The organism is Paenibacillus sp. IHBB 3054, assembly GCF_051594305.1.
Classification (GTDB): domain Bacteria; phylum Bacillota; class Bacilli; order Paenibacillales; family Paenibacillaceae; genus Paenibacillus_AQ.
The window spans coordinates 118,799-137,704 of sequence record NZ_JBOFBG010000002.1; the positions used below are offsets into that span (position 1 = coordinate 118,799).

An 18,906-nucleotide genomic window follows, 5' to 3' on the forward strand; every position below is an offset into this window, starting at 1 on the left:
TTATACGCGACAGAGCGGCGTTACTTTAATAGAAGGTAATCTGCCATACAAGCAACAATATATGAAAATTGTGTGAAAAATCCGTGTTTCCCAAGGTTTTTGTGGATACAAGGTCACCCTTAATTTAGCAATAAAATTAAAAATTAAGATGTTAAATTTATCACATTAATCATGATAAATATCACAGTTAACTACTCTCCCCAGCGAAAAACGGGTCTGAAAATCGCAAAAACCCATCCGGAGATGGGCCAGGATTGCTGTAATTCTCAAAGGTTTAGTAAGTCCACCAGTTACCCGACATCACAATCATCGAGAACAGCTTGATGCTGTCTTCATAGTAATCTTCCGCTGCGCTGCCTGCCGTATGGCTCCAAAGTGAATTCAGCCAGCTCTGGTTAGCCGAAGAGGTCATGGCACTTACACCGAACGGAGCATAAAAAGCACCGCTGTTGTAACTTCCGAAGGTGGTCCCATTGAGCTTGTAGCCATCCTTAATATTGCCCGGCGTATTGCTGACTTTAGTCTTGATCCAGCTATTCAGCTGGTTAAGCTGGGACAAGGCTCGGTTGTCTCCCGAGATCAGGTAATCGGTTGTAATCCGCCATGGGGTACGACAGGAATTATAGTTATAGTGCCCGTCGTTCGCATCCTCAAGGAAGTTGGCTGGCGCCGGTTTGTAGACCCCTCCAGAGTAGACCACGAAGTCCGGCAGCAAACCGGTGGTAGAGCTATAGCCTGTATAAAGGCTGTTGATGATCGTATAGGTTTTATCTGTAACATTTTGCCAGCGGTTATCTCCGGTTGCCGCTTGAAATGCCTTTAAATGACTCAGCATAAAGTCCGATGGCCGGGTAGCGGTATTGTAAGAGCCGCTGTTCGCCCAATCGCCGAGACGGATGGTCCACTGCGTCTGATTGATTTCATCGTCCATAATTGCATTTATAATATGATTGGCTGCCTGCAGATAGTTAACTGTGCCGCTGCTGCCCCACTGTTTGTCTGCGAGCAGGAGCGAGTAGGCGATATCCATATCACCATCCGTAGCTGAATCTTCCCCCTCGATATTCTCAAAGCTGCTGTTCTGCTTCCATGACATCAGGTAAGGATTAAGAGAACTGGGATGTGCGGTGTAATAATTATACAGTCCGTCAAAATAAGTCTGTGCGTTGCTGTCATAACCACCCATAAGTACCGTGAACAGCATTCCGTAGCCATGGGCTTCGGATACAGTTTCGCCAGCCGAATTATATTTTACGTAATATTTGCCTGCGCCTGCCGGTTTCAGATAAGCCGCTTTCCAGGCATTCCATTTTGTTTTTACCGAGTTGTCCATACTTGTCTGTGTGACATGGTTAGGCTTGATTGTGCCGCTCGTATAAGTCGTATGCTGAGGGAACGGTTTGTTTACAGCAGCAAATGCGGAACCAGCCGGCAGGATAAATAGCGCCAGACAGAGTAACAAGAAGCTTTTCCAGCCAAGTTTATGCTTGCCTTGTCTTTTCATAAATGATTCACTCCTCAATAGTAGAATAAGAATCAATTGCGAAAATAAACCGGCGAAACCAGAGCTCCCCCCTCTCAAATGAATCCATGAACCTTTCCGGCAACAGCAATGAAAGTTAAAGCGCTTTAACTTTCACGACAAAAAAGATAATTCAGTTTCCTGAATTCGTCATGAAAGTAAGAACATCTTTAATATATAATCCCTGTTATTTTCTGTCAATCAGTATTGTGTCTTGGATACCAAAATAAAAAGCTGCCCCCATCCGCAGATTGCCTGCAGGGGACAGCTCGTCCATCACATTCTATTTAAAAAGCCTCTTCTACTCGATATCCTGCTGCATATGCTCAGCGATCAGCTGCTGCTTGCGGTCCCACACCTGCTCGCTGAGATTCACGCGGTACACCTCAGGATTGAGTATGCGCAGATACTCAGGCCAGAACAGGTCGAGCTGCTCCTGATGGTAGCGGCGGATCTCATCAAGCTCCGGTAATTTATAAACCTGGAAACCATTGACGTAGATTGGCTCCAGCATCGGCAGCGCCTCGTAACGGTCCACATGCTTCTTCATATATGGATGCAGCGGATTAAACAGCTTCAGCCGGGCACCAATGCGCGGGCCAGTTTCTTCAGGGAAACTGATATAATCGGCCAGCGCCTTACCATTGGTGCCGACAATCCGGAACACTTCCTTCTTGCCCGGCGTAGATACTTTCTCGGGGTTGGAGGAGATTTTGATCGTCGGTACCATTTCACCGGAAGGGGACTCAATCTCCACCAGCTTGTACACTCCGCCGAGGGAAGGCTGATCGGATGCCGTAATCAGCTGCGTTCCCACTCCCCAGGTATCTATGGCAGCTCCCTGCGACTTCAAGTTCATGATCGTGTTCTCATCGAGATCATTGGAAGCGACGATCTTGACATACTGCAGTCCGGCTTCATCAAGCATCTTGCGTGCCTGGCGTGACAAATAGGCCAAGTCTCCGCTGTCGAGCCGGATGGCGTTCATACGTTTACCCTCTGCCTCCAGCTTCTTCGCAGTGTTAATCGCATGCGGCACACCGCTGCGCAGCGTGTCAAATGTATCCACCAGCAGCGTAACACCATCCGGCAGCACCTTGGCATAGGCATCAAACGCCTCCTGTTCGCTGGCAAAGCTCTGCACCCAGGAATGGGCATGTGTACCCTTCGTGGGTATGCCGAACATTTTGCCGGCCAGCATATTGGAGGTGGCATGGAAGCCGCCGATATAAGCCGCACGCGCTCCCCACACCGCCGCGTCGGCTTCCTGAGCACGCCGCGTGCCGAACTCCAGCAGAATATCATCGGGCGCCACCTGCTTGATACGGGAAGCTTTGGTGGCGATCAGTGTCTGATAGTTCATGAAGTTCAGGATGGCTGTCTCCACAAGCTGAGCCTCCATGATGGTTCCTTCCACACGGATCAGCGGCTCATCGGGAAAGACAAGCGCTCCTTCCTTCATGGAATGGATGCTGCCCTGGAAATGAAACTGCAGCAGCTCCTCCAGAAAAGCAGGCGCATAATTCTCCTCCTGCTCGGACAAGTAACGGATGTCTTCCTCAGTGAAACGCAGTTCACTGATGTACTGAGCGATCCGCTCCAGGCCTGCGAACACAGCAAAGCCGTTCCCGAAGGGAAGCTTGCGGAAATAGGCTTCGAATACAGCCTTGCGTTTATGGCTTCCATTTACCCAGTGGGCGTACATCATATTAATCTGATATTTGTCCGTATGTAGAGCAAGCTCTCTCCTCAAATCCTCATCTCCTAATATCTTCACTGCTGCATCTGCAGGTGCTATAGTTTTCTCTATTTTACGGTAACCACTTTTGCTCCGAGGCTGCCCCGGAAATGGCCCAGCGCCCAGACATGCCCATCGGCATTGAAACTCGCCACAGCGTCTTCGTGTATGATGATTTCAAAACCTTTGTTATATGCATCCACAGCAGTATGCAGCACACAAATATCTGTACATACCCCTATCAGATGAAGCTCGGCAATCCCGCGTTCACGCAGTTTCAGCTCCAAATCGGTGCCGCTAAAGGCGCTGTAACGGGTTTTGTCCATCCAATAGATGTCTTTCTGGTTAGCTTCATATACGTTATGCAGCTCCCCATACAGCTCACGCCCCCGGCTGCCGCGCAGATTATGCTGTGGAAACAGTTTGCTCTCCGGATGATAAGGATCATTGGCTTCATGTAAATCTACCGCCATCACCACGAAATCGCCACTCTTCACAAATTGCTCCGTCAACTGGCTCACTCTGGGCGCAATCTCTATGCCGGGTTGTCCAACAGGCAGGCTGCCGTCAATAAAATCATTGGTGAAATCGATCACGATCAATGCCTTCATCTAGTGACCTCCTTAATCTGCTTTAAGTATAAATTGATAATAATGGCTCGTGGTCCGTAAACATATAGAGCTGGGCAGGGCGCTGGGAGTATTGGTTGGAGCTGAGCGGATTGCCTGCTTCATCGCTCACTTCCTTTAATATACCCTGCCGGCTGCGGGTTGACGTAATTTTGCGGATAAAGTTCGGTTCCTTAAATTCCGGCACTACGGTCTGAATGACCTGGTACAACTCGCTCAGCGTAAAATGCCGCGGTAAAAACTGTCTGGCTATCGTCGTCTGCAGCATTTGCTGCTGAATCCGCAGATAGGCGTCGTTAATAATATCACGGTGGTCAAAAGCCAGCTCCAGCTCTTCGAGCGCTTCCTGCAGCGTAAACAGTCCTACCTCACCCGCGTCATCGGAGGCTTGTCTCTGCTCCAGCATCCACTCCTCCACCAATGCGAAAAAGGCATGGCTGATAATCCAGCCGCGCGGATCCCGGCCCGGTGTACTGTAGACACCAAGGTATTCCAAATGTCCGCCGTCCACACCGGTTTCTTCCTTCAGTTCACGTGTGGCTGCATCATATATAGATTCATCTTCCTGGCAGAAGCCACCCGGCAAGGCCCACATGCCCTCGCAAGGCCATTTCTTCCGACGGATCAGCATGACTTTCAGTTCGCGCAGCGGGAGCGTCTTCGTGACCGTCTTCCGTTCCCGTTTGGTCAGGGTAAACATGACAATATCGGCCGGAACTCCGTCCGGTGTACGGTACTTTTTGGCGTTATAGTTTTGTTCCGCGTTCTCGCTCACTCTAGATCATCCTTTGCTGCAGCTTTAATTTAACTGTTCGTATCTTTTAATGTACCAAACCTGAACTTCTAAAATCAATTAATTATGATGTCCTACCTGAACAAAGGGACGGATCTGCATCCGCCCCCCGAAATTTATTTAATCACCGCATGTGGACGGAGGCGCTTCAGTGCCGGCTTCCACATTGATTTTTTCCGACACCGTGTCTCGGATTACAGAAATAACGAGCTGCAGCAGATAGTTAATATCGCTCTGGCTTTGCTGAAATTCGTTCACGACCGGTATGCCGTCAATTTCATCCTGCAGCACTTCAATTTCACGCTCAATCTTGGCCACCATCTCTTTATTCTTGAAGCTCTCAAAGGCCACAATCTCCTTCTGCTTCTTCTTGATCGTGGCGATCAGTCCCTGCACCCGTTCATGATTCAGAATCTTTTGCTCGGCCTGCTGGAAATGCTGCACCTCTTCGCTGGTCGAAATGAGTGAAGCGAGCTCCTTGGCTTTGCCCATAATATCCTCGCGCACGATCAGATCGCGGGTATTGTAGGTCGGCATGCCGTGTTCGTTCAAACGCGTTTCTTCCTGGCTCACTGACATCGCTCCATTCCTCTATAATTAGAGGACAGCCGCGGCTTCCGCCACGCAATCCCCTTTAATGTACCATGTTTTCGTATCGGTAATTCTGACTTGCACCAAACTGCCGATGAGATCCTTCGAACCTTCAAAATGCACCAGTTTGTTGGCGCTGGAACGGCCTGAAAGCACTTGAGCGTTATTCTTGCTCTCCCCTTCCACCAGCACCTCGACCAGTTCACCGAGCATCCGGTCATTGCTGATCCGGCTCTGCTCTTTAATGAGGTCATTCAGCCGCTGCAGGCGCTCGCTCTTCACCTCAGCGGGTACATTGTCCTCCATCGCAGCTGCAGGCGTACCCTCGCGCGGTGAATAAATGAAGGTATAAGCCATATCATATCCTACTTCACGCACCAGCGACAGTGTTTCTTCGAACTGTTCCTCGGTTTCACCGGGGAATCCCACGATGATATCCGTCGTCAGCACGGCAGCCGGCACACTGGCCTTAATCTTGCGGACAAGCTCCAGGTAAGCCTCTCGTGTGTATTTGCGGCTCATTTTCTTCAGAACGGCAGTACTTCCGGACTGTACCGGCAGGTGAATATGCTCTGCGAGATTGCCGCCTTTTCCCAGTACTTCAATCAATCTATCGTCAAAATCGCGGGGATGCGAAGTCATGAAGCGGATGCGTGGAATGTCGATCTTGCGCATATCGTCCATGAGGTCCCCGAATGTATAATCCAAATCCGTAAAATCCTTGCCGTATGCATTCACATTCTGCCCCAGCAAAGTCACTTCCTTAAAGCCCTGACGGGCCAGCTCCCGAACCTCGGCGATGACATCCTCCGGACGGCGGCTGCGCTCCTTGCCCCGGGTAAAAGGTACGATGCAGTAGGTACAGAACTTATCACAGCCGTACATGATATTCACCCAGGCACGCATCCCCTCCCGTTTCTTCGGCAGGTTCTCGATGATGTCGCCTTCCTTGGACCAGACTTCAACAACAAGCTCCTTGCTATAAACCGCTTCCTTAACAAGCTGCGGCAGCCGGTGGATATTGTGCGTGCCAAAGATCATGTCAACGAATCCGTATTTAGACATGATGCGGTTAACCACGCCTTCCTCCTGCGACATGCAGCCACAGACCCCAAGCAGCAGACCCGGCTTCTCGAGCTTCAGCGTCTTGAGATGGCCCAGCTCCCCGAACACCTTATCTTCGGCATTCTCACGGATCGCACAGGTATTCAGCAGAATAATATCAGCCTCATTGCGGTCTTCGGCAGCGAGATAACCCATTTGCTCCAGCATACCTTTCATCGTTTCCGTATCATGCTCGTTCATCTGGCAGCCGTAGGTGGCGATGAAATAATAATGCTGTTTGTGGCGGTTTATCTCGCGAAACTGCTCCATGGCCTGATTTGTATCGGTATCTTCAAAGTTGATAACTTCTATTTCCTGCTTGCCCCTGCGCTTGCCCTCTTTGTAGTCCGGGTTGGAATTGATCTGTACGGTACGTCCTTTGATTCTATACGTAGTTTTGCCTTCTTCTTCACTGATGACTTTGGCATCAGAAAAATCAAAATACTTCGAGTAATCTTTCGAACCACCCTTGCCGAATTTTAAGTCCGGTGAGTTATTCCCCATTGTCATTATTCCACGTCCTTTATATTGAAGCTTTGTAAAATAAACTTTAGAATTTTATTCTTGCTAATAAAAAATTATAGCATAAGGATAAAATGCAATCCAAGTTTTACAATTTTAAAAGGCAATCTGGTAGAATAAATTAAATCCCCTGATACAATTAGAATTCTACATACTAATAAACCCTCCTACTTTAATAAGTAAGAAGGTTCGTCTATAATTATTATTTCGTACATTTATTATCTGCGGATATACATCCGTAAATAGACCAAATCGAACTTAGAATCCTTGACGCAAATACAGTAAAACATCTTCATAGCTGCACATCATCTCCCCTGAAAAGTATTGCCTGTTCCAAGTTTAACAAAGCACCGCTACACATACGTTACACATTTCTACAAAAAACCACATATTACGATAAAATATTATACATTTTTCAGATATAATCATTATATAACGCAACGTAGAGGGGTACAGCAATGGCTTATTTTTCAAGGGATGACATCGACATCCATTATGAATACGAGACGGCAAAAAACACCAGTGACAACACTGAAACCTTGGTACTTATACATGGTCTGGGTTTTGATCTGAGTAGCTGGGACTTTATGGTTCCATATATGACTGACAACTACCATATTGTAAGATATGATCTCCGGGGTCATGGATTAAGCGGAACCTCCAAGACTACCCTTGATAAACTGGCCGCATTATTTGTCGAAAATTTGCGAATACTGCTGGAAGATCTCCAGATTCAAACCTTCCATATCATCGCCCATGGGGCAGGGAGCATTATCGCCCTGTATTTTGCCAAAGCGTATCCGGATCGAGTAAGAAGCACTGTTCTTTTGTCGCTTCCCTTGTTCAATTCGTCGGGCACAGCCAATAAATATAAGGATTACCGCAAAAAGCTGATGACTTATCAATCCATGCTGGCGCTTGCTGACCACGTGATTCCTAACGCGACCCTTTATCCGCGCCATAGCGCTGAAACGGAAGCGCTGTACAGCGCTTTTGCCAAAGTCACCTTTGACGTTTATCTGGAACTGCTGGATTTCTTTGCTTATGCACATAACGAGATTATGGATCTGTTCAAACAGCATACTCATCCGACATTAATGTTGACTGGGGAACAGGACCCAATGTATCCACCCTATCTGTCCAGCCTGATTGCATCGGCCAATCCGAATTGCCGGTTTATGACCTTGTACAATGCATCCAACATGGTTTTTTATGATCAGCCGGAGGAAACCTTTAAACAGATTGAAGTCTTTCTGAAAAGTAAGTGGATAAACAGGGCTCCTTTGGACCCTTTGCTGTTGAATCTGCATTCCGAATTTCTGGACATGGTTAACAATAATCCGGCCGATAACGCCCCATCCGTACAATTGAAGATCAATTTACTCAACAGATTTACGGTTGCCGTAGATGATATTCCGATTATTAGCGGCTGGGGAAGGAGAAGCGCCAAGGATTTGCTGATTTATTTGCTGCTGAATCCCGTCGTCACCAGAGACCGGCTCTGTGAAGAATTATGGCGGGATATGGATCTTGTCAAAGCCAGAGGTCAGCTTCGGGTATGCCTCACCCATCTGAAGCAGCTGCTGAACAATGAGGTCACGAAGCTGATCTACAGCGATAAACAGCAAATTTCACTGCAGACTGCTGTGGACTCCGATGTGCTGACTCTGCTGGCGGAGATTAACCGGGCTAATGAAGAAACTAATCCTGAACTGAAGGAACCACTGATTCATTCTGTTTTTGCGCAGATCCAGCCTGACCTATTCAGAAATCTAAACCAGGAATGGAACCTGCACCTGAGAGTCAAAATGGAGATTCAACTGGTTACACTTGCCCATCAGCAATCAGAGTATCTCGCGTCTCAAGGCAAGTTCACTGCGGCTATAGCGTTTTTAAAATATGTACTTTTATTTAATGCGGAAGAGTTCGATGCCTACGAGCAAATCGCTAACCTGTATGAACAAAACCAGCAAAAGCATGAAGCGAAGAAATGGCGGCTCAAGGCGGAACAATTGCAGCACACCAAAAGTATGTAAATTGTTAAATCATCATTGCTTCGTTAAATAGACACAGGCATTGTTGCCTCCGTATCCATGACTTGTAATCAGTACTTCGGATGTGGCTTTCGGGAGAGTCTTTGTGATTAATGGAAGATGCTCATAGCCATGTTGATCTGTCCGGATGGTTCCGGGAATAAAATGATGCTGAAAGCCGAGCAAGGAGGCAATAATCTGCGCCAGGCCGCTGACGCTGAACGGATGGCCGATCAGCCCTTTGATCGAGGTCAGCGGTACTTCATGCTGAAAGATATCCCTGGAGACTATATCCTCGATTCTGTCATTAGCGTCGTAACCCAAGGCCTGGCTGTTAAAATAGTCAGGTCTTCTGTTGCCCAGCACATCATTTACCGCCCGCTTCATATTCCTTCCGGTTTTGTCCTGGCCATTCACCGATTCAGCGTCATTATTCGTAGACACGGCGTCTACATAGCCATAAATAGTTGCATTGCGGCTAAGCGCATGTTCTTCGGTTTCCAGAATCAGGCTGGCAGCCCCCTCCGACAGTATAAAGCCTTTGCTTTTTTTGTTGAACGGCGAGCCAGAGTTCCAGATTTCCTGATTGAATGGCAGCGCTCTTATTTTTCCGAACCCGTACACCGTCACTTTATTGTTGCTACTGTCCGCTGCACCTACAATCGCCGTGTTTATCTTCCCACTTTGCAGGTACAGCATGGCGTCCTCCAGCGCTTCAAGTCCGGCAGTGCAGCCGGTCGTTACCGTCTTCGAGATTCCTGTCAGATGAAAAAAGCTGGAGATGGAGGAAGCCAGACTGTGATAATGCACCAACCCGCAGCAGTAAACGGGCATTTCTCTGAACTTGCCGGCAGATGCGTAATGGACCATCTCCTCCAGCGGAGTTGTACCGCCCATAGTGGTTCCAAAGAACACCCCCGTCTTATTGCCAGGGTCCGTCAGATCTAGTCCACCCATCGCTAGTGCTTCGGCGCTTGTACTAATGGCCAGCTTGGAGATTCTCGGCAGAACCCTGTACTGCTTATCCTCCAGCGTCCCCAAATCCCCAAGAATTTCACCAACCCATAAAGGCTCCTGATTCGGTGTAATATCATTTCTGGCCGTGAAATCATACTCGCCGCTGATCAGATGATCCAACAAATCGTTGTTGTTCTCTCCGTTAGGAACCTTCACGCCAAAACCGGTAATTGCTATTCGCTTATTCATCGTTCCCCACCCTTTTCCTGATAATTAATAAAAAGAAAACACAAAGAGGACTTCTCCCACCTGCGCGTTTTGGATGCTCCGTCCAAAACTCTCCCATGCGGTTGAAGCCCTCTCTGCTCATGATTTCCTTCCTCCTAAAGTTAGCCGGCTGCCGTTCAGTTCAGTGTCTTTGTGGACTCGGACGTAAACGGAATGATCTCATTCATTCTGCCGCTTTGCACTTTGGCCGGCCACTGCGGATCACTGATCAGCGCTCTGCCGACCGCCACCAGATCAAATTCCGCTTGTTCCAGCTTCTCCAGCAGGCGTTCGATGTTATCTTCCTCATTCTTCTCCTTCACCGCACTGGTGAACTCGCTGTTGAGACCTACAGAACCTACCGTGATGGTTGGTTTGCCGGTGATTTTCTTCGTCCAGCCGGCCAGATTCAGCTCGGAGCCTTCGAACTCCGGCAGCCAGAAGCGGCGTGTGGAGCAGTGGAAGATATCGACTCCGGCATTGCTGAGCGGTGTCAGGAAACGGGACAGCTCTTCCGGTGTTTGGGCAAGCTTGGCAGAGTAATCTCCGCTCTTCCATTGCGAGAAGCGCAGCACAATCGGGAAATCCGGTCCAACCGCACGGCGGCAGGCATCAATAACCTCGACAGCAAAGGTAGTCCGCGCTTCAAGATCACCGCCATATTGATCGGTGCGCTGATTGGTCTTCTCCCAGAAGAACTGGTCGATCAGATAACCATGTGCCCCATGCAGCTCAATGCCGTCAAAACCGATCCGCTTGGCGTCTACGGCCGCCTGGGCAAAAGCAGCGATGATACCGTCGATCTCCTGCTGCGTCATCGGCTCTGTAATCTGCTGGCCGGCCAAATTCAGCCCGGATGGACCAATCGGCAGCGCTTCGGCATTCGGCAGCTCGCCAATGTTGCGGGCCATGCCGACATGCCAGAGCTGCGGAATAATTTTGCCGCCTGCGGCGTGAACTTTTTCTACAACCTTAGCCCAGCCGGCCAAAGCAGCCTCCCCGTGAATATTCGGAATGTTCGGATGGCTGACGGCCGACGGATGGTTGATCGCTGTGCCTTCGGTTACAATCAGGCCCACTCCACCCTCTGCCCGTTTGCGGTAATACTCGGCAACCGCTTCAGTTGCTACCCCGTTCGGTGAATATGCCCGGGTCATTGGCGCCATTACGATCCGGTTTTGAAGTGAAAGCGTTCCAACCTGAAAAGGTGTAAACAATTTATCAGTATTCATATACTACCTCCATTTAATAATATAATTACTTTAAGTAAGGATATTATGACGCTAGTTGAAGGCAAATGCAAATTCTGGCATCAGATCTTCAGGACAGCCGCTGCTGCGCAAAAAACCGGACAAAGGCAGATAATCTGCCCATGTCCGGTTGCCCTTCGCTATGAAGTGTATTTTATAACTCCAGGATGCCGGCTTTGGGTGTAACATGGAAAGCCGCCGCCAGATCCGCCAGCTGGCGGTCGGTAATTTTCTGTTTGATTTCTCTGCCACCGATCAGGTTATAGACAATCGCCGCTTTCTCAATCGTTTCCACCAGACCAAAGGTAGCATCCATCGTGCCCCCGGTCACAAAAATGCCATGCTGCGGCCAGATAACTACCCGGTATTCCTTCATTTTATCGGCTGTGGCGCGGCCGATTTCACTGCTGCCGGGAACGATCCAAGGAATAACACCCACGCCGTCTGGGAAAACCACCAGACATTCGGTGCACATTTCCCATAAGGTTTTGGTGAATTTCAGCTCATCCAGATCATGCGTGAAGGTCATGGCAATGACATTGGTAGCGTGGGTATGCAGTACGATCCGGTGGTTGGGGTCCACCTTCAGGCGCTCAATATGGCTCATGAAATGGGAAGCCAGCTCGCTCGTCGGCACGGCGTCGTTGCGCAGACCCCAGAGCACTTCTACACTCTCGCCGCTATCCGTGACACGCAGCACCCCGAGATTGGCTTCCGGGTCTTTGATCACATTCCGGAAATATTTGCCGGAGCCGGTGACGATGAAATATTTGCCGGCCAGCTCAGTGACCGGGAAGGTCAGGTTAATCGTCCGCAGCGGCTCACGTACATTAATGTATTTAGCTACCTCATCCTCATCCAGCAAATAGCTGACGTTGCCGCCGTTCAGCTCATCCCAGCCGAGCGACCACATGTGATGGGTAATCTCCGACATTTCCTGAATAAATGGCGCCTCGATGCCGGCAATGTATCCTTTGGACTTCATTACGGATGTACTCATATGTCTTCTCTCCTTTATATACACTGCTTAATATAGTCACGTCTTGGTTAGCCGTTGCCTATCTTGCCGCCAGCACTTCCTGCTCGTAGCTCTTGACCTCAGCCAGCCATTGTTCACGGACCGGTGTATTCTGCGAAGCGCAGTAATAATCCCAAACCGCGCCAAATGGATAGGACTTAAATTCTTCGACAAGTGCGAGGCGGGAAGTGTAATCACCGGCCAGTTCAACAGCCTTCAGCTCCGCTACTGGTTCCAGCATCGCACGCAGCAAGGCTTTGATCGTGTTGCGTGTGCCGATGACCCATGCCGCAATATGATTGATACTGCCGTCGAAGAAGTCCAGACCAATATTCGTGCGCGGCAGCAAATCTCCGCGGACCAGTTCCCGGGCAATCTCCAGCAGCTCATCATCCATGGTCACCACATGGTCACTGTCCCAGCGGACCGGTCTGCTGACATGCAGCAGGAGCTGCTCGCTGAACATGAGAATGGAGGACAGCTTATTCGAAATCACTTCAGTCGGATGGAAGTGACCGGCATCGAGGCAAATCGCTTTACCCCGGGTCAGCCCGTAGCCCATATAAAATTCATGCGATCCGACCACATAGCTCTCTGAGCCGATGCCGAACAGCTTGCTCTCCACGGCATCAATATTATACTGTGGATCAATCTCTTCGCTGAACACTTCATCCAATGATTCTTTCAGCCGCATCCGCGGTGCCAGGCGGTCCACCGGGGTATCCTTATAACCGTCAGGCACCCAGAAGTTGGTGACGCAGGGTTGTCCCAGCTCACGCCCGAAATGCTCGGCGATCCGCCGGGAAGCCTTGCAATGCTTAATCCAGAAGCTGCGGATGGCTTCGTCCGCATGGCTCAAAGTGAACCCGTCTGCCGCATTCGGATGGGAGAAGCAGGTCGGATTAAAATCAAGTCCAAGTCCCTGCTCCTTGGCCCAGTCTACCCACGATGCAAAGTGGCGCGGTTCCAGTTCGTCCAGATCCACCTTTTCGTCCGTGTCGGCATAAATCGCATGCAGGTTGACCTTGTGCTTGCCCGGAATCAGCGATAAAGCCTTCTCCAAATCCTGACGCAGCTCCTCTGGTGTACCGGCGCGGCCGGGATAACTTCCGGTTACGGCAATCCCGCCGCTAAGCTCCTTATCCTTAAACAGAAAACCTCTAACATCATCTCCCTGCCAGCAGTGCAGTGAAATCTTGATCTGTGCCAGCTTCTCCAGTACTTCATCCACATTAATGCCATGAGCGGCGTACAGTTTCTTGGCTTCGTTATAGCTGTTCATGATGCTCTGATCCATGACGCATCCTCCTAAAAGTTTTGTGAGCGATACTTCCAGCGGTATTATTCGGACAAAGTTTGCTCCGGAAGCATACGCTTAGTTTTGTGAGCATCTGCTCCATCGGTTTACTTCAGGTAAAACTCTTTTCGAAAGCGTAGGCTTAGTTTTGTGAGCAATACTTCCAGGAGTATTCTTCGAGCAAAACCCGCTTCCAAAGCGGAGCTTATGCGCCTTCACTTGTAGCCGTTTCCGCTGCATTCAGCTCCTCCCAGCGGACCAGCAGCTCGCCAAGCTGCGGCATAGGCCGGGGTAGATAGGATTCGATCTTAAACGATTGCCCGATCAATGTTCTGGCCTCGTGGATGTCCGCGACCTTGCCCGACTGGATCAGCTGCACCGCAATATTTCCCAGTGCGGTGGCTTCAGTGGGTCCTGCAAGGACCTCCTTGTCGATTACGTCTGCGGTCAGCTGGCACAGCAGCTCGTTGTTCGCTCCACCGCCGACGATTTGCAGCACTTCGATGGCTGTGCCAGTAAGCGCTTCGAGTTCTTCCAGATAGCTGCGATAGGACAACGCCAGACTGTCAAAGATGCAGCGTGCCAGTTCACCCGGCGACTGCGGAACAGGCTGGCCGCTCTCGGCACAGAATAGGCGGATTTCTTCTATCATATTATCCGGATTCAAAAAACGCGGATCATTGCAGGCAATCAGGCTGCGGAAGCCTTCAGCGGCAGCGGCCTGTTCAGCCAGCTCAGCGAAGCTGTAGCGGCAGCCGTCCAGCCTGCGCACCTCCTGGATCAGCCACAGTCCCATAATGTTTTTGAGGAACCGGTAGGTGCCATAAGCACCCCATTCATTGGTATAGTTGGCTTCTCTTGCACTCCGGTTATTAATCGGCTGAGCCAGTTGAGCGCCAAGCAGCGACCAGGTGCCGCTGCTGATATATGCTGACGATCGCCCGCTTTGCGCCGGGATGCCAAGTACGGCGGAAGCCGTATCATGGGTTGCCACGCAAATGAGCCGGCATTCCGGCAGATCATACTGCTGCATCAGTGAATCACTGATGCTGCCTAGATCTTCACCGGGCTCGGTCAGCCCGGCGAACTGCGCTCTTTCAAGCTGAAGCAACGCAAGCAGCTCAGGATCGAAATCACGGCTTGCGAGATTGAGCAGCTGAGTGGTCGAAGCATTGGTGACCTCGTTGATCTTCCGGCCGCACAATCTATAGTAGAGATAATCGGGCACCAGCAAAATGTGATCCGCCTTAGCCAGCTCCTCACGGTCATGGACATACAGCTGATATAACGTATTAAATGTTAACTGCTGAATCCCCGTCTTGGCATAAACAGCTTCCGGAGAAATGAGTTTCGCCACCTCTTCCATGACCCCATCCGTTCTGCGGTCCCGGTAAGCATATACCTCCTGGATTCGGTTTCCCTCAGCATCCAGCAGGACGTAATCTACCGCCCAAGTGTCAATCCCGAGGGTGCATTTCGTCACACCCCCTGCTTTTGCTTTTTGCAGCCCGGTAATGATTTGCTCCAGTAAATAATCCACATCCCAGAAGCAGGAATCGTCGCGCTCGGTGAATCCATTGCTGAAGCGGTGAATTTCCTCCAGGGTGAGACTCCCGTCCACGATGGTTCCGAGCACTAGCCGCCCGCTGGAGGCGCCGATATCGACGGCGATATGATTGTTCATAGGGAATCTCCTTATTAAAAGATGTTCTAGAGGATTTTGCGGAACAGGGCAATGACTTCTTCTTTGGTAGGAATGAATGGATTTCCTGGTGCACAGGCATCCTTCATCGCATTTTCAGCGAGCAGGTCAAGATCGACCTCATCTACACCCAGCTCGGATAATTTGGCCGGTATGCCGACTTCCTTGGACAGCGCTTTAATTGATTCGATTACGAAATCGGCGCATTCCTTGTCGCTTTTGCCGTTCACCTGCAGGCCAATCGCCTTGGCGATACTTCTGAATTTCTCCGGTACATATTTGGCGTTTTCTTCTTCTACATATGGCAGCAGCATCGCATTGCACACCCCATGCGGCAAATCATATACTCCGCCAAGCTGATGCGCCATGGCATGCACATATCCGAGTCCGGCATTGTTGAAAGCCAAGCCTCCAAGGAAAATTGCGTAAACCATCTGCTCACGCGCTTCAATATCATGGCCGTCTTTCACCGTGCGGGCCAGATTGGCAAATATAAGCTCCACCGCAGCTAATGCCGTTGCATCGGTGACCGGATAAGCTCCTGGCGTCACTAATGCTTCAATAGCATGAGTCAGGGCATCCATTCCTGTTGCCGCAGTAAGCGAAGCCGGCTTGTCAACCATCAGCTCAGGGTCATTCACCGAGATGGTGGCAATGCTGTTCTTATCCACCATAACCATCTTCACCTTGCGTTCCTCATCCGTAATGACATAGTTGATCGTCACTTCGCTTGAAGTTCCGGCGGTAGTGTTCACCGCAATAATAGGCAGCGATTTATGCTGTGACTTGTGTACGCCTTCGTACTCTGCGATATGTCCGCCATTGGTAGCGACGATACCGATGGCTTTGGCTGTATCCTGCGGCGAACCACCGCCGATGGACACCAGATATTCGCATTCATGCTGCTTCAGAAAATCAACGCCGTCGTGGACATTTTTACAGGTTGGGTTAGGTTTGACTTCATCATATACGACATAATTAATTCCCGCTTCATCCAGAACAGCCAGCAGCTTGCCGGCGATTCCGCTTTTGACCAGAAACTTATCGGTGACCACAAGCGCTTTCTGCAAATTCAGCTCTTGAATGTACGGCCCGATTTCCTTCAGACAGCCTTTTCCCATAATGTTGATAGAAGGAACATAATAAACATGAGTACTCATTGATTGACCAGCCTCCCAGGCAATTTATATACAGCGTTTACAAGTTAACACTCTTTCCTCTGCAAGCTTGGTTTCATTCGGCTGTGGCACTTCAGGCTGGTCTCTGAAGATTCGCAGCGGACCGGCTCTGGCGCTCCTCTAAGAGGCATGCGCTTTCAAAGGAATAATGATATTCTCATCGTATCGCCTTGTATCTTTGTTGTCAACATTTAAAATAATATTTATGTTGTTTTTATTTGTTTATTGTCTGTTTCACGAAGGTTATAATAGAATTAATGTTGTATCTCCTTAGTTTATTGCAAAACACAGATCGTTAGGTCTATATTTATAAAATAGTTCTATATAGATTGAACTTGAGAAAATACACTTAGGGAAAAGTGGCGGAGGAGAATTTTGGAACTGTAGGAGCGATAGCGTCCGCCTTTAGGTTTGGATTTCTACCGCGCGGTTTATGTCAGGAAATCCAAACCTAACAGCAGCTGGAAGTCCAAACATTCTCTGGAGTCACGGCCAACCCCAAAATAGAAAATCACAAGTTCAATCTATATAACTCCGGAAAGGTGATTATGATGCTCGCAGCTGAAAGACGCAAAAAAATAATAGATTTAGTGCATCAGGATAAAAGAGTTCTGGTCTCTGATTTAAGCCGCATGTTTGAAGTAACGGAAGAAACGATCCGCAGGGATCTGGAGAAGCTGGAAAAGGACGGTATTTTAAGCCGTACATACGGGGGGGCTATGCTGAACAGGCATACCAATGAGGATCTGCCGTTTGTCACCCGGGGTGCTATCAATACTGATATCAAACGCAACATCGCGCTTAAGGCGCTTGAGCTGATTAATGACGGTGATACGTTGATGGTCGATCCCAGCTCGACTTCCTTTGAATTTCTCAAGCTGCTAGGCAACAAAAACAATCTGACGGTCATTACGAATTCCATCAATATTTTGCATGAGTTCGCCAGCTCCGGTATGAATATCATTTCCTCCGGCGGATCTTTGCGCCACCGTTCACTCTCTCTTGTGGGTCCTGTCGCCCATGACACGATCCAGCGGTACAACGTAGATACTGCCGTGATCAGCTGCAAGGGTATTGATATGGAACGCGGTATCACCGATTCCAACGAACCGGAGTGCGAGCTTAAGAAATACATGCTGCGCCAGGCCGAAAAGGTTGTGCTGCTCGCCGACCATACCAAATTCGACAAGACCGCCTTTACACAGCTGGTCCAGCTTAACCGAATCGACGTGCTGATCACGGACCGCAAACCATCAGAAGCCTGGCTCAAGCGGCTCGCGAAGGAGAATGTTGAGGTGCTGTACTGACCTCTGCGGAAGGGCCTGGTCACTGAAGAAGATAGTTGTGGCAACAGGAAACGTATGAAAGCAATGGAAGGACAACCCAGGGCAATACGAGGATATTACTGGGGCAATAACAGGGCAGCAATAAGGGTGTTATAAAAAACAAGAGCGGCATTCCCCTCCTGTTCGGATGAGAAAGGCTGCTCTTGTTGGGATAGCTCATGCTTAGAGTCCGTAGTCTGTACGCGTTATGATTTAGATACGACGGAGCGGAGTTGCATTTGCCGCATGTACACACTCACGGTGCGTTCGGTAACGGTATAGCCCTCTTGGTGCAGCAGACGGGTGATTTTCGGACTCCCATACTGCTTCTTATGATCGTTAAAATGATACTGGATTCGCTCCATAACCGCTGCTTTGCGGAGTTTCTGTGTGCTGGTTTTTCCCTTCCGCCACTTGTAATAACCGCTCCTTGACACATGTAGGGTATCGCACATCTTCTCCAAGCGAAACTCGGAGCGATGGTTCTCCATGAACTGGAATCTTAGTTCCTTGGTTTGCTGAAGATGTGCACCGCTTTTTTTACGATCACCAGTTCTTCTTCTGCATCGGCGAGTTTGTGTTCTTTCTCCTGGAGCTGTCGAGTCATGGCTTTCAACTGTGCTTCGAGTTCCCGTACCCGATCCATACTCGCCGCCGGTTCATTCATTAGCTCCCGATATTGACCCATCCACTGATGCAGCGTACTTTTCGGGATGTTAAGCTCTTCCGCTAAGTCACCTAAGGTCTTCGTCTGTTCTTGAATGAACTTCACCGTTTGCTTTTTGAATTCTTCGTTATACCGTTGTCGTTGTTCTCCCATGTGAACACACCTCCGTTGCTATCATTATCGGTCCGTCCGTTAACGGGGGTCCACTATTTATTCTAACTGCAACCATGCTGCGCAATACGCACATGGCGGCGATTCTGTACTATGCGCATCGGACTCCAGTGACGTTATTTCGGAAAATACCCTGTTTCCG

At 49.5% G+C, this 18,906-nt stretch carries 17 protein-coding genes; 2 read left to right on the forward strand and 15 right to left on the reverse strand.

What is annotated here, in order from left to right:
* Window positions 1-274 precede the first annotated feature (274 nt).
* The 6 genes from ACQ76X_RS04230 to miaB all read right to left on the reverse strand — a co-directional run bounded on the left by ACQ76X_RS04230 (window position 275) and on the right by miaB (window position 6,887).
* The gene (locus tag ACQ76X_RS04230; RefSeq protein ID WP_438491786.1) at window positions 275-1,504 is read right to left on the reverse strand and encodes a glycosyl hydrolase family 8; all 1,230 of its coding nucleotides are present in this window, start codon (window positions 1,502-1,504) and stop codon (window positions 275-277) included.
* A 319-nt stretch (window positions 1,505-1,823) separates the two neighbouring features.
* A complete protein-coding gene (locus ACQ76X_RS04235) occupies window positions 1,824-3,275 on the reverse strand; it encodes a nicotinate phosphoribosyltransferase (RefSeq protein ID WP_438491788.1) in 1,452 nt (483 codons plus the stop codon).
* Between the two features lie 53 nt (window positions 3,276-3,328).
* The gene (locus ACQ76X_RS04240; protein WP_438491790.1) at window positions 3,329-3,871 is read right to left on the reverse strand and encodes a cysteine hydrolase family protein; all 543 of its coding nucleotides are present in this window, start codon (window positions 3,869-3,871) and stop codon (window positions 3,329-3,331) included.
* A gap of 22 nt (window positions 3,872-3,893) precedes the next feature.
* On the reverse strand, window positions 3,894-4,664 hold the full coding sequence (locus tag ACQ76X_RS04245) for an NUDIX domain-containing protein (RefSeq protein ID WP_038593164.1): 771 nt from the start codon (window positions 4,662-4,664) through the stop codon (window positions 3,894-3,896).
* A 138-nt stretch (window positions 4,665-4,802) separates the two neighbouring features.
* The gene (locus tag ACQ76X_RS04250) at window positions 4,803-5,219 is read right to left on the reverse strand and encodes a RicAFT regulatory complex protein RicA family protein (protein WP_341380381.1); all 417 of its coding nucleotides are present in this window, start codon (window positions 5,217-5,219) and stop codon (window positions 4,803-4,805) included.
* Between the two features lie 60 nt (window positions 5,220-5,279).
* The gene (gene miaB, locus ACQ76X_RS04255; RefSeq protein ID WP_438491792.1) at window positions 5,280-6,887 is read right to left on the reverse strand and encodes a tRNA (N6-isopentenyl adenosine(37)-C2)-methylthiotransferase MiaB; all 1,608 of its coding nucleotides are present in this window, start codon (window positions 6,885-6,887) and stop codon (window positions 5,280-5,282) included.
* 470 nt (window positions 6,888-7,357) lie between these two features.
* Here miaB and ACQ76X_RS04260 point away from each other — a divergent pair, with 470 nt between their 5' ends.
* The gene (locus tag ACQ76X_RS04260) at window positions 7,358-8,935 is read left to right on the forward strand and encodes an alpha/beta fold hydrolase (protein WP_438491794.1); all 1,578 of its coding nucleotides are present in this window, start codon (window positions 7,358-7,360) and stop codon (window positions 8,933-8,935) included.
* A 12-nt stretch (window positions 8,936-8,947) separates the two neighbouring features.
* On the opposite strand, the gene ACQ76X_RS04265 is transcribed toward ACQ76X_RS04260, so the two are convergent.
* The 7 genes from ACQ76X_RS04265 to ACQ76X_RS04295 all read right to left on the reverse strand — a co-directional run bounded on the left by ACQ76X_RS04265 (window position 8,948) and on the right by ACQ76X_RS04295 (window position 16,583).
* The gene (locus ACQ76X_RS04265) at window positions 8,948-10,138 is read right to left on the reverse strand and encodes a beta-ketoacyl synthase N-terminal-like domain-containing protein (protein WP_438491796.1); all 1,191 of its coding nucleotides are present in this window, start codon (window positions 10,136-10,138) and stop codon (window positions 8,948-8,950) included.
* The gene (locus tag ACQ76X_RS04270) at window positions 10,131-10,259 is read right to left on the reverse strand and encodes a hypothetical protein (protein ID WP_438491798.1); all 129 of its coding nucleotides are present in this window, start codon (window positions 10,257-10,259) and stop codon (window positions 10,131-10,133) included. The genes ACQ76X_RS04265 and ACQ76X_RS04270 overlap by 8 nt, the downstream gene beginning before the upstream one ends.
* A gap of 34 nt (window positions 10,260-10,293) precedes the next feature.
* Entirely contained in the window at window positions 10,294-11,388 is a 1,095-nt protein-coding gene (locus ACQ76X_RS04275) for an NADH:flavin oxidoreductase (RefSeq protein ID WP_438491800.1), read from the reverse strand.
* Window positions 11,389-11,560: 172 nt separating this feature from the next.
* Complete coding sequence (gene rhaD, locus ACQ76X_RS04280) at window positions 11,561-12,406, reverse strand: rhamnulose-1-phosphate aldolase (protein ID WP_438491802.1); 846 nt, start codon at window positions 12,404-12,406, stop codon at window positions 11,561-11,563.
* A 58-nt stretch (window positions 12,407-12,464) separates the two neighbouring features.
* Window positions 12,465-13,721: an L-rhamnose isomerase gene (gene rhaA / locus ACQ76X_RS04285; protein WP_038593179.1), complete on the reverse strand. Its 1,257-nt coding sequence runs from the start codon at window positions 13,719-13,721 to the stop codon at window positions 12,465-12,467.
* 205 nt (window positions 13,722-13,926) lie between these two features.
* Window positions 13,927-15,405, reverse strand: a complete 1,479-nt coding sequence (gene rhaB / locus ACQ76X_RS04290) for a rhamnulokinase (RefSeq protein ID WP_438491805.1) — start codon at window positions 15,403-15,405, stop codon at window positions 13,927-13,929.
* A 26-nt stretch (window positions 15,406-15,431) separates the two neighbouring features.
* On the reverse strand, window positions 15,432-16,583 hold the full coding sequence (locus ACQ76X_RS04295) for an iron-containing alcohol dehydrogenase (RefSeq protein WP_438491807.1): 1,152 nt from the start codon (window positions 16,581-16,583) through the stop codon (window positions 15,432-15,434).
* A gap of 569 nt (window positions 16,584-17,152) precedes the next feature.
* Here ACQ76X_RS04295 and ACQ76X_RS04300 point away from each other — a divergent pair.
* Window positions 17,153-17,908, forward strand: a complete 756-nt coding sequence (locus ACQ76X_RS04300) for a DeoR/GlpR family DNA-binding transcription regulator (protein ID WP_076109577.1) — start codon at window positions 17,153-17,155, stop codon at window positions 17,906-17,908.
* A 224-nt stretch (window positions 17,909-18,132) separates the two neighbouring features.
* On the opposite strand, the gene ACQ76X_RS04305 is transcribed toward ACQ76X_RS04300, so the two are convergent.
* Entirely contained in the window at window positions 18,133-18,417 is a 285-nt protein-coding gene (locus ACQ76X_RS04305) for an IS3 family transposase (protein ID WP_438491809.1), read from the reverse strand.
* Window positions 18,418-18,428: 11 nt separating this feature from the next.
* Complete coding sequence (locus tag ACQ76X_RS04310; protein ID WP_438491811.1) at window positions 18,429-18,746, reverse strand: transposase; 318 nt, start codon at window positions 18,744-18,746, stop codon at window positions 18,429-18,431.
* Window positions 18,747-18,906 lie beyond the last annotated feature (160 nt).

Excerpts from the sequence above, each read along its gene's own strand:
- ACQ76X_RS04295 (WP_438491807.1), bottom strand. The coding sequence starts at position 16,583 with ATGAGTACTCATGTTTATTATGTTCCTTCTATCAACATTATGGGAAAA.
- rhaA (WP_038593179.1), bottom strand. The coding sequence starts at position 13,721 with ATGGATCAGAGCATCATGAACAGCTATAACGAAGCCAAGAAACTGTAC.
- ACQ76X_RS04240 (WP_438491790.1), bottom strand. The coding sequence starts at position 3,871 with ATGAAGGCATTGATCGTGATCGATTTCACCAATGATTTTATTGACGGC.
- ACQ76X_RS04270 (WP_438491798.1), bottom strand. The coding sequence starts at position 10,259 with ATGAGCAGAGAGGGCTTCAACCGCATGGGAGAGTTTTGGACGGAGCAT.
- ACQ76X_RS04250 (WP_341380381.1), bottom strand. The coding sequence starts at position 5,219 with ATGCCGACCTACAATACCCGCGATCTGATCGTGCGCGAGGATATTATG.
- ACQ76X_RS04275 (WP_438491800.1), bottom strand. The coding sequence starts at position 11,388 with ATGAATACTGATAAATTGTTTACACCTTTTCAGGTTGGAACGCTTTCA.
- rhaD (WP_438491802.1), bottom strand. The coding sequence starts at position 12,406 with ATGAGTACATCCGTAATGAAGTCCAAAGGATACATTGCCGGCATCGAG.
- ACQ76X_RS04265 (WP_438491796.1), bottom strand. The coding sequence starts at position 10,138 with ATGAATAAGCGAATAGCAATTACCGGTTTTGGCGTGAAGGTTCCTAAC.
- ACQ76X_RS04310 (WP_438491811.1), bottom strand. The coding sequence starts at position 18,746 with ATGGGAGAACAACGACAACGGTATAACGAAGAATTCAAAAAGCAAACG.
- ACQ76X_RS04305 (WP_438491809.1), bottom strand. The coding sequence starts at position 18,417 with ATGGAGAACCATCGCTCCGAGTTTCGCTTGGAGAAGATGTGCGATACC.
- rhaB (WP_438491805.1), bottom strand. The coding sequence starts at position 15,405 with ATGAACAATCATATCGCCGTCGATATCGGCGCCTCCAGCGGGCGGCTA.
- ACQ76X_RS04300 (WP_076109577.1), top strand. The coding sequence starts at position 17,153 with ATGCTCGCAGCTGAAAGACGCAAAAAAATAATAGATTTAGTGCATCAG.
- ACQ76X_RS04230 (WP_438491786.1), bottom strand. The coding sequence starts at position 1,504 with ATGAAAAGACAAGGCAAGCATAAACTTGGCTGGAAAAGCTTCTTGTTA.
- ACQ76X_RS04260 (WP_438491794.1), top strand. The coding sequence starts at position 7,358 with ATGGCTTATTTTTCAAGGGATGACATCGACATCCATTATGAATACGAG.
- miaB (WP_438491792.1), bottom strand. The coding sequence starts at position 6,887 with ATGACAATGGGGAATAACTCACCGGACTTAAAATTCGGCAAGGGTGGT.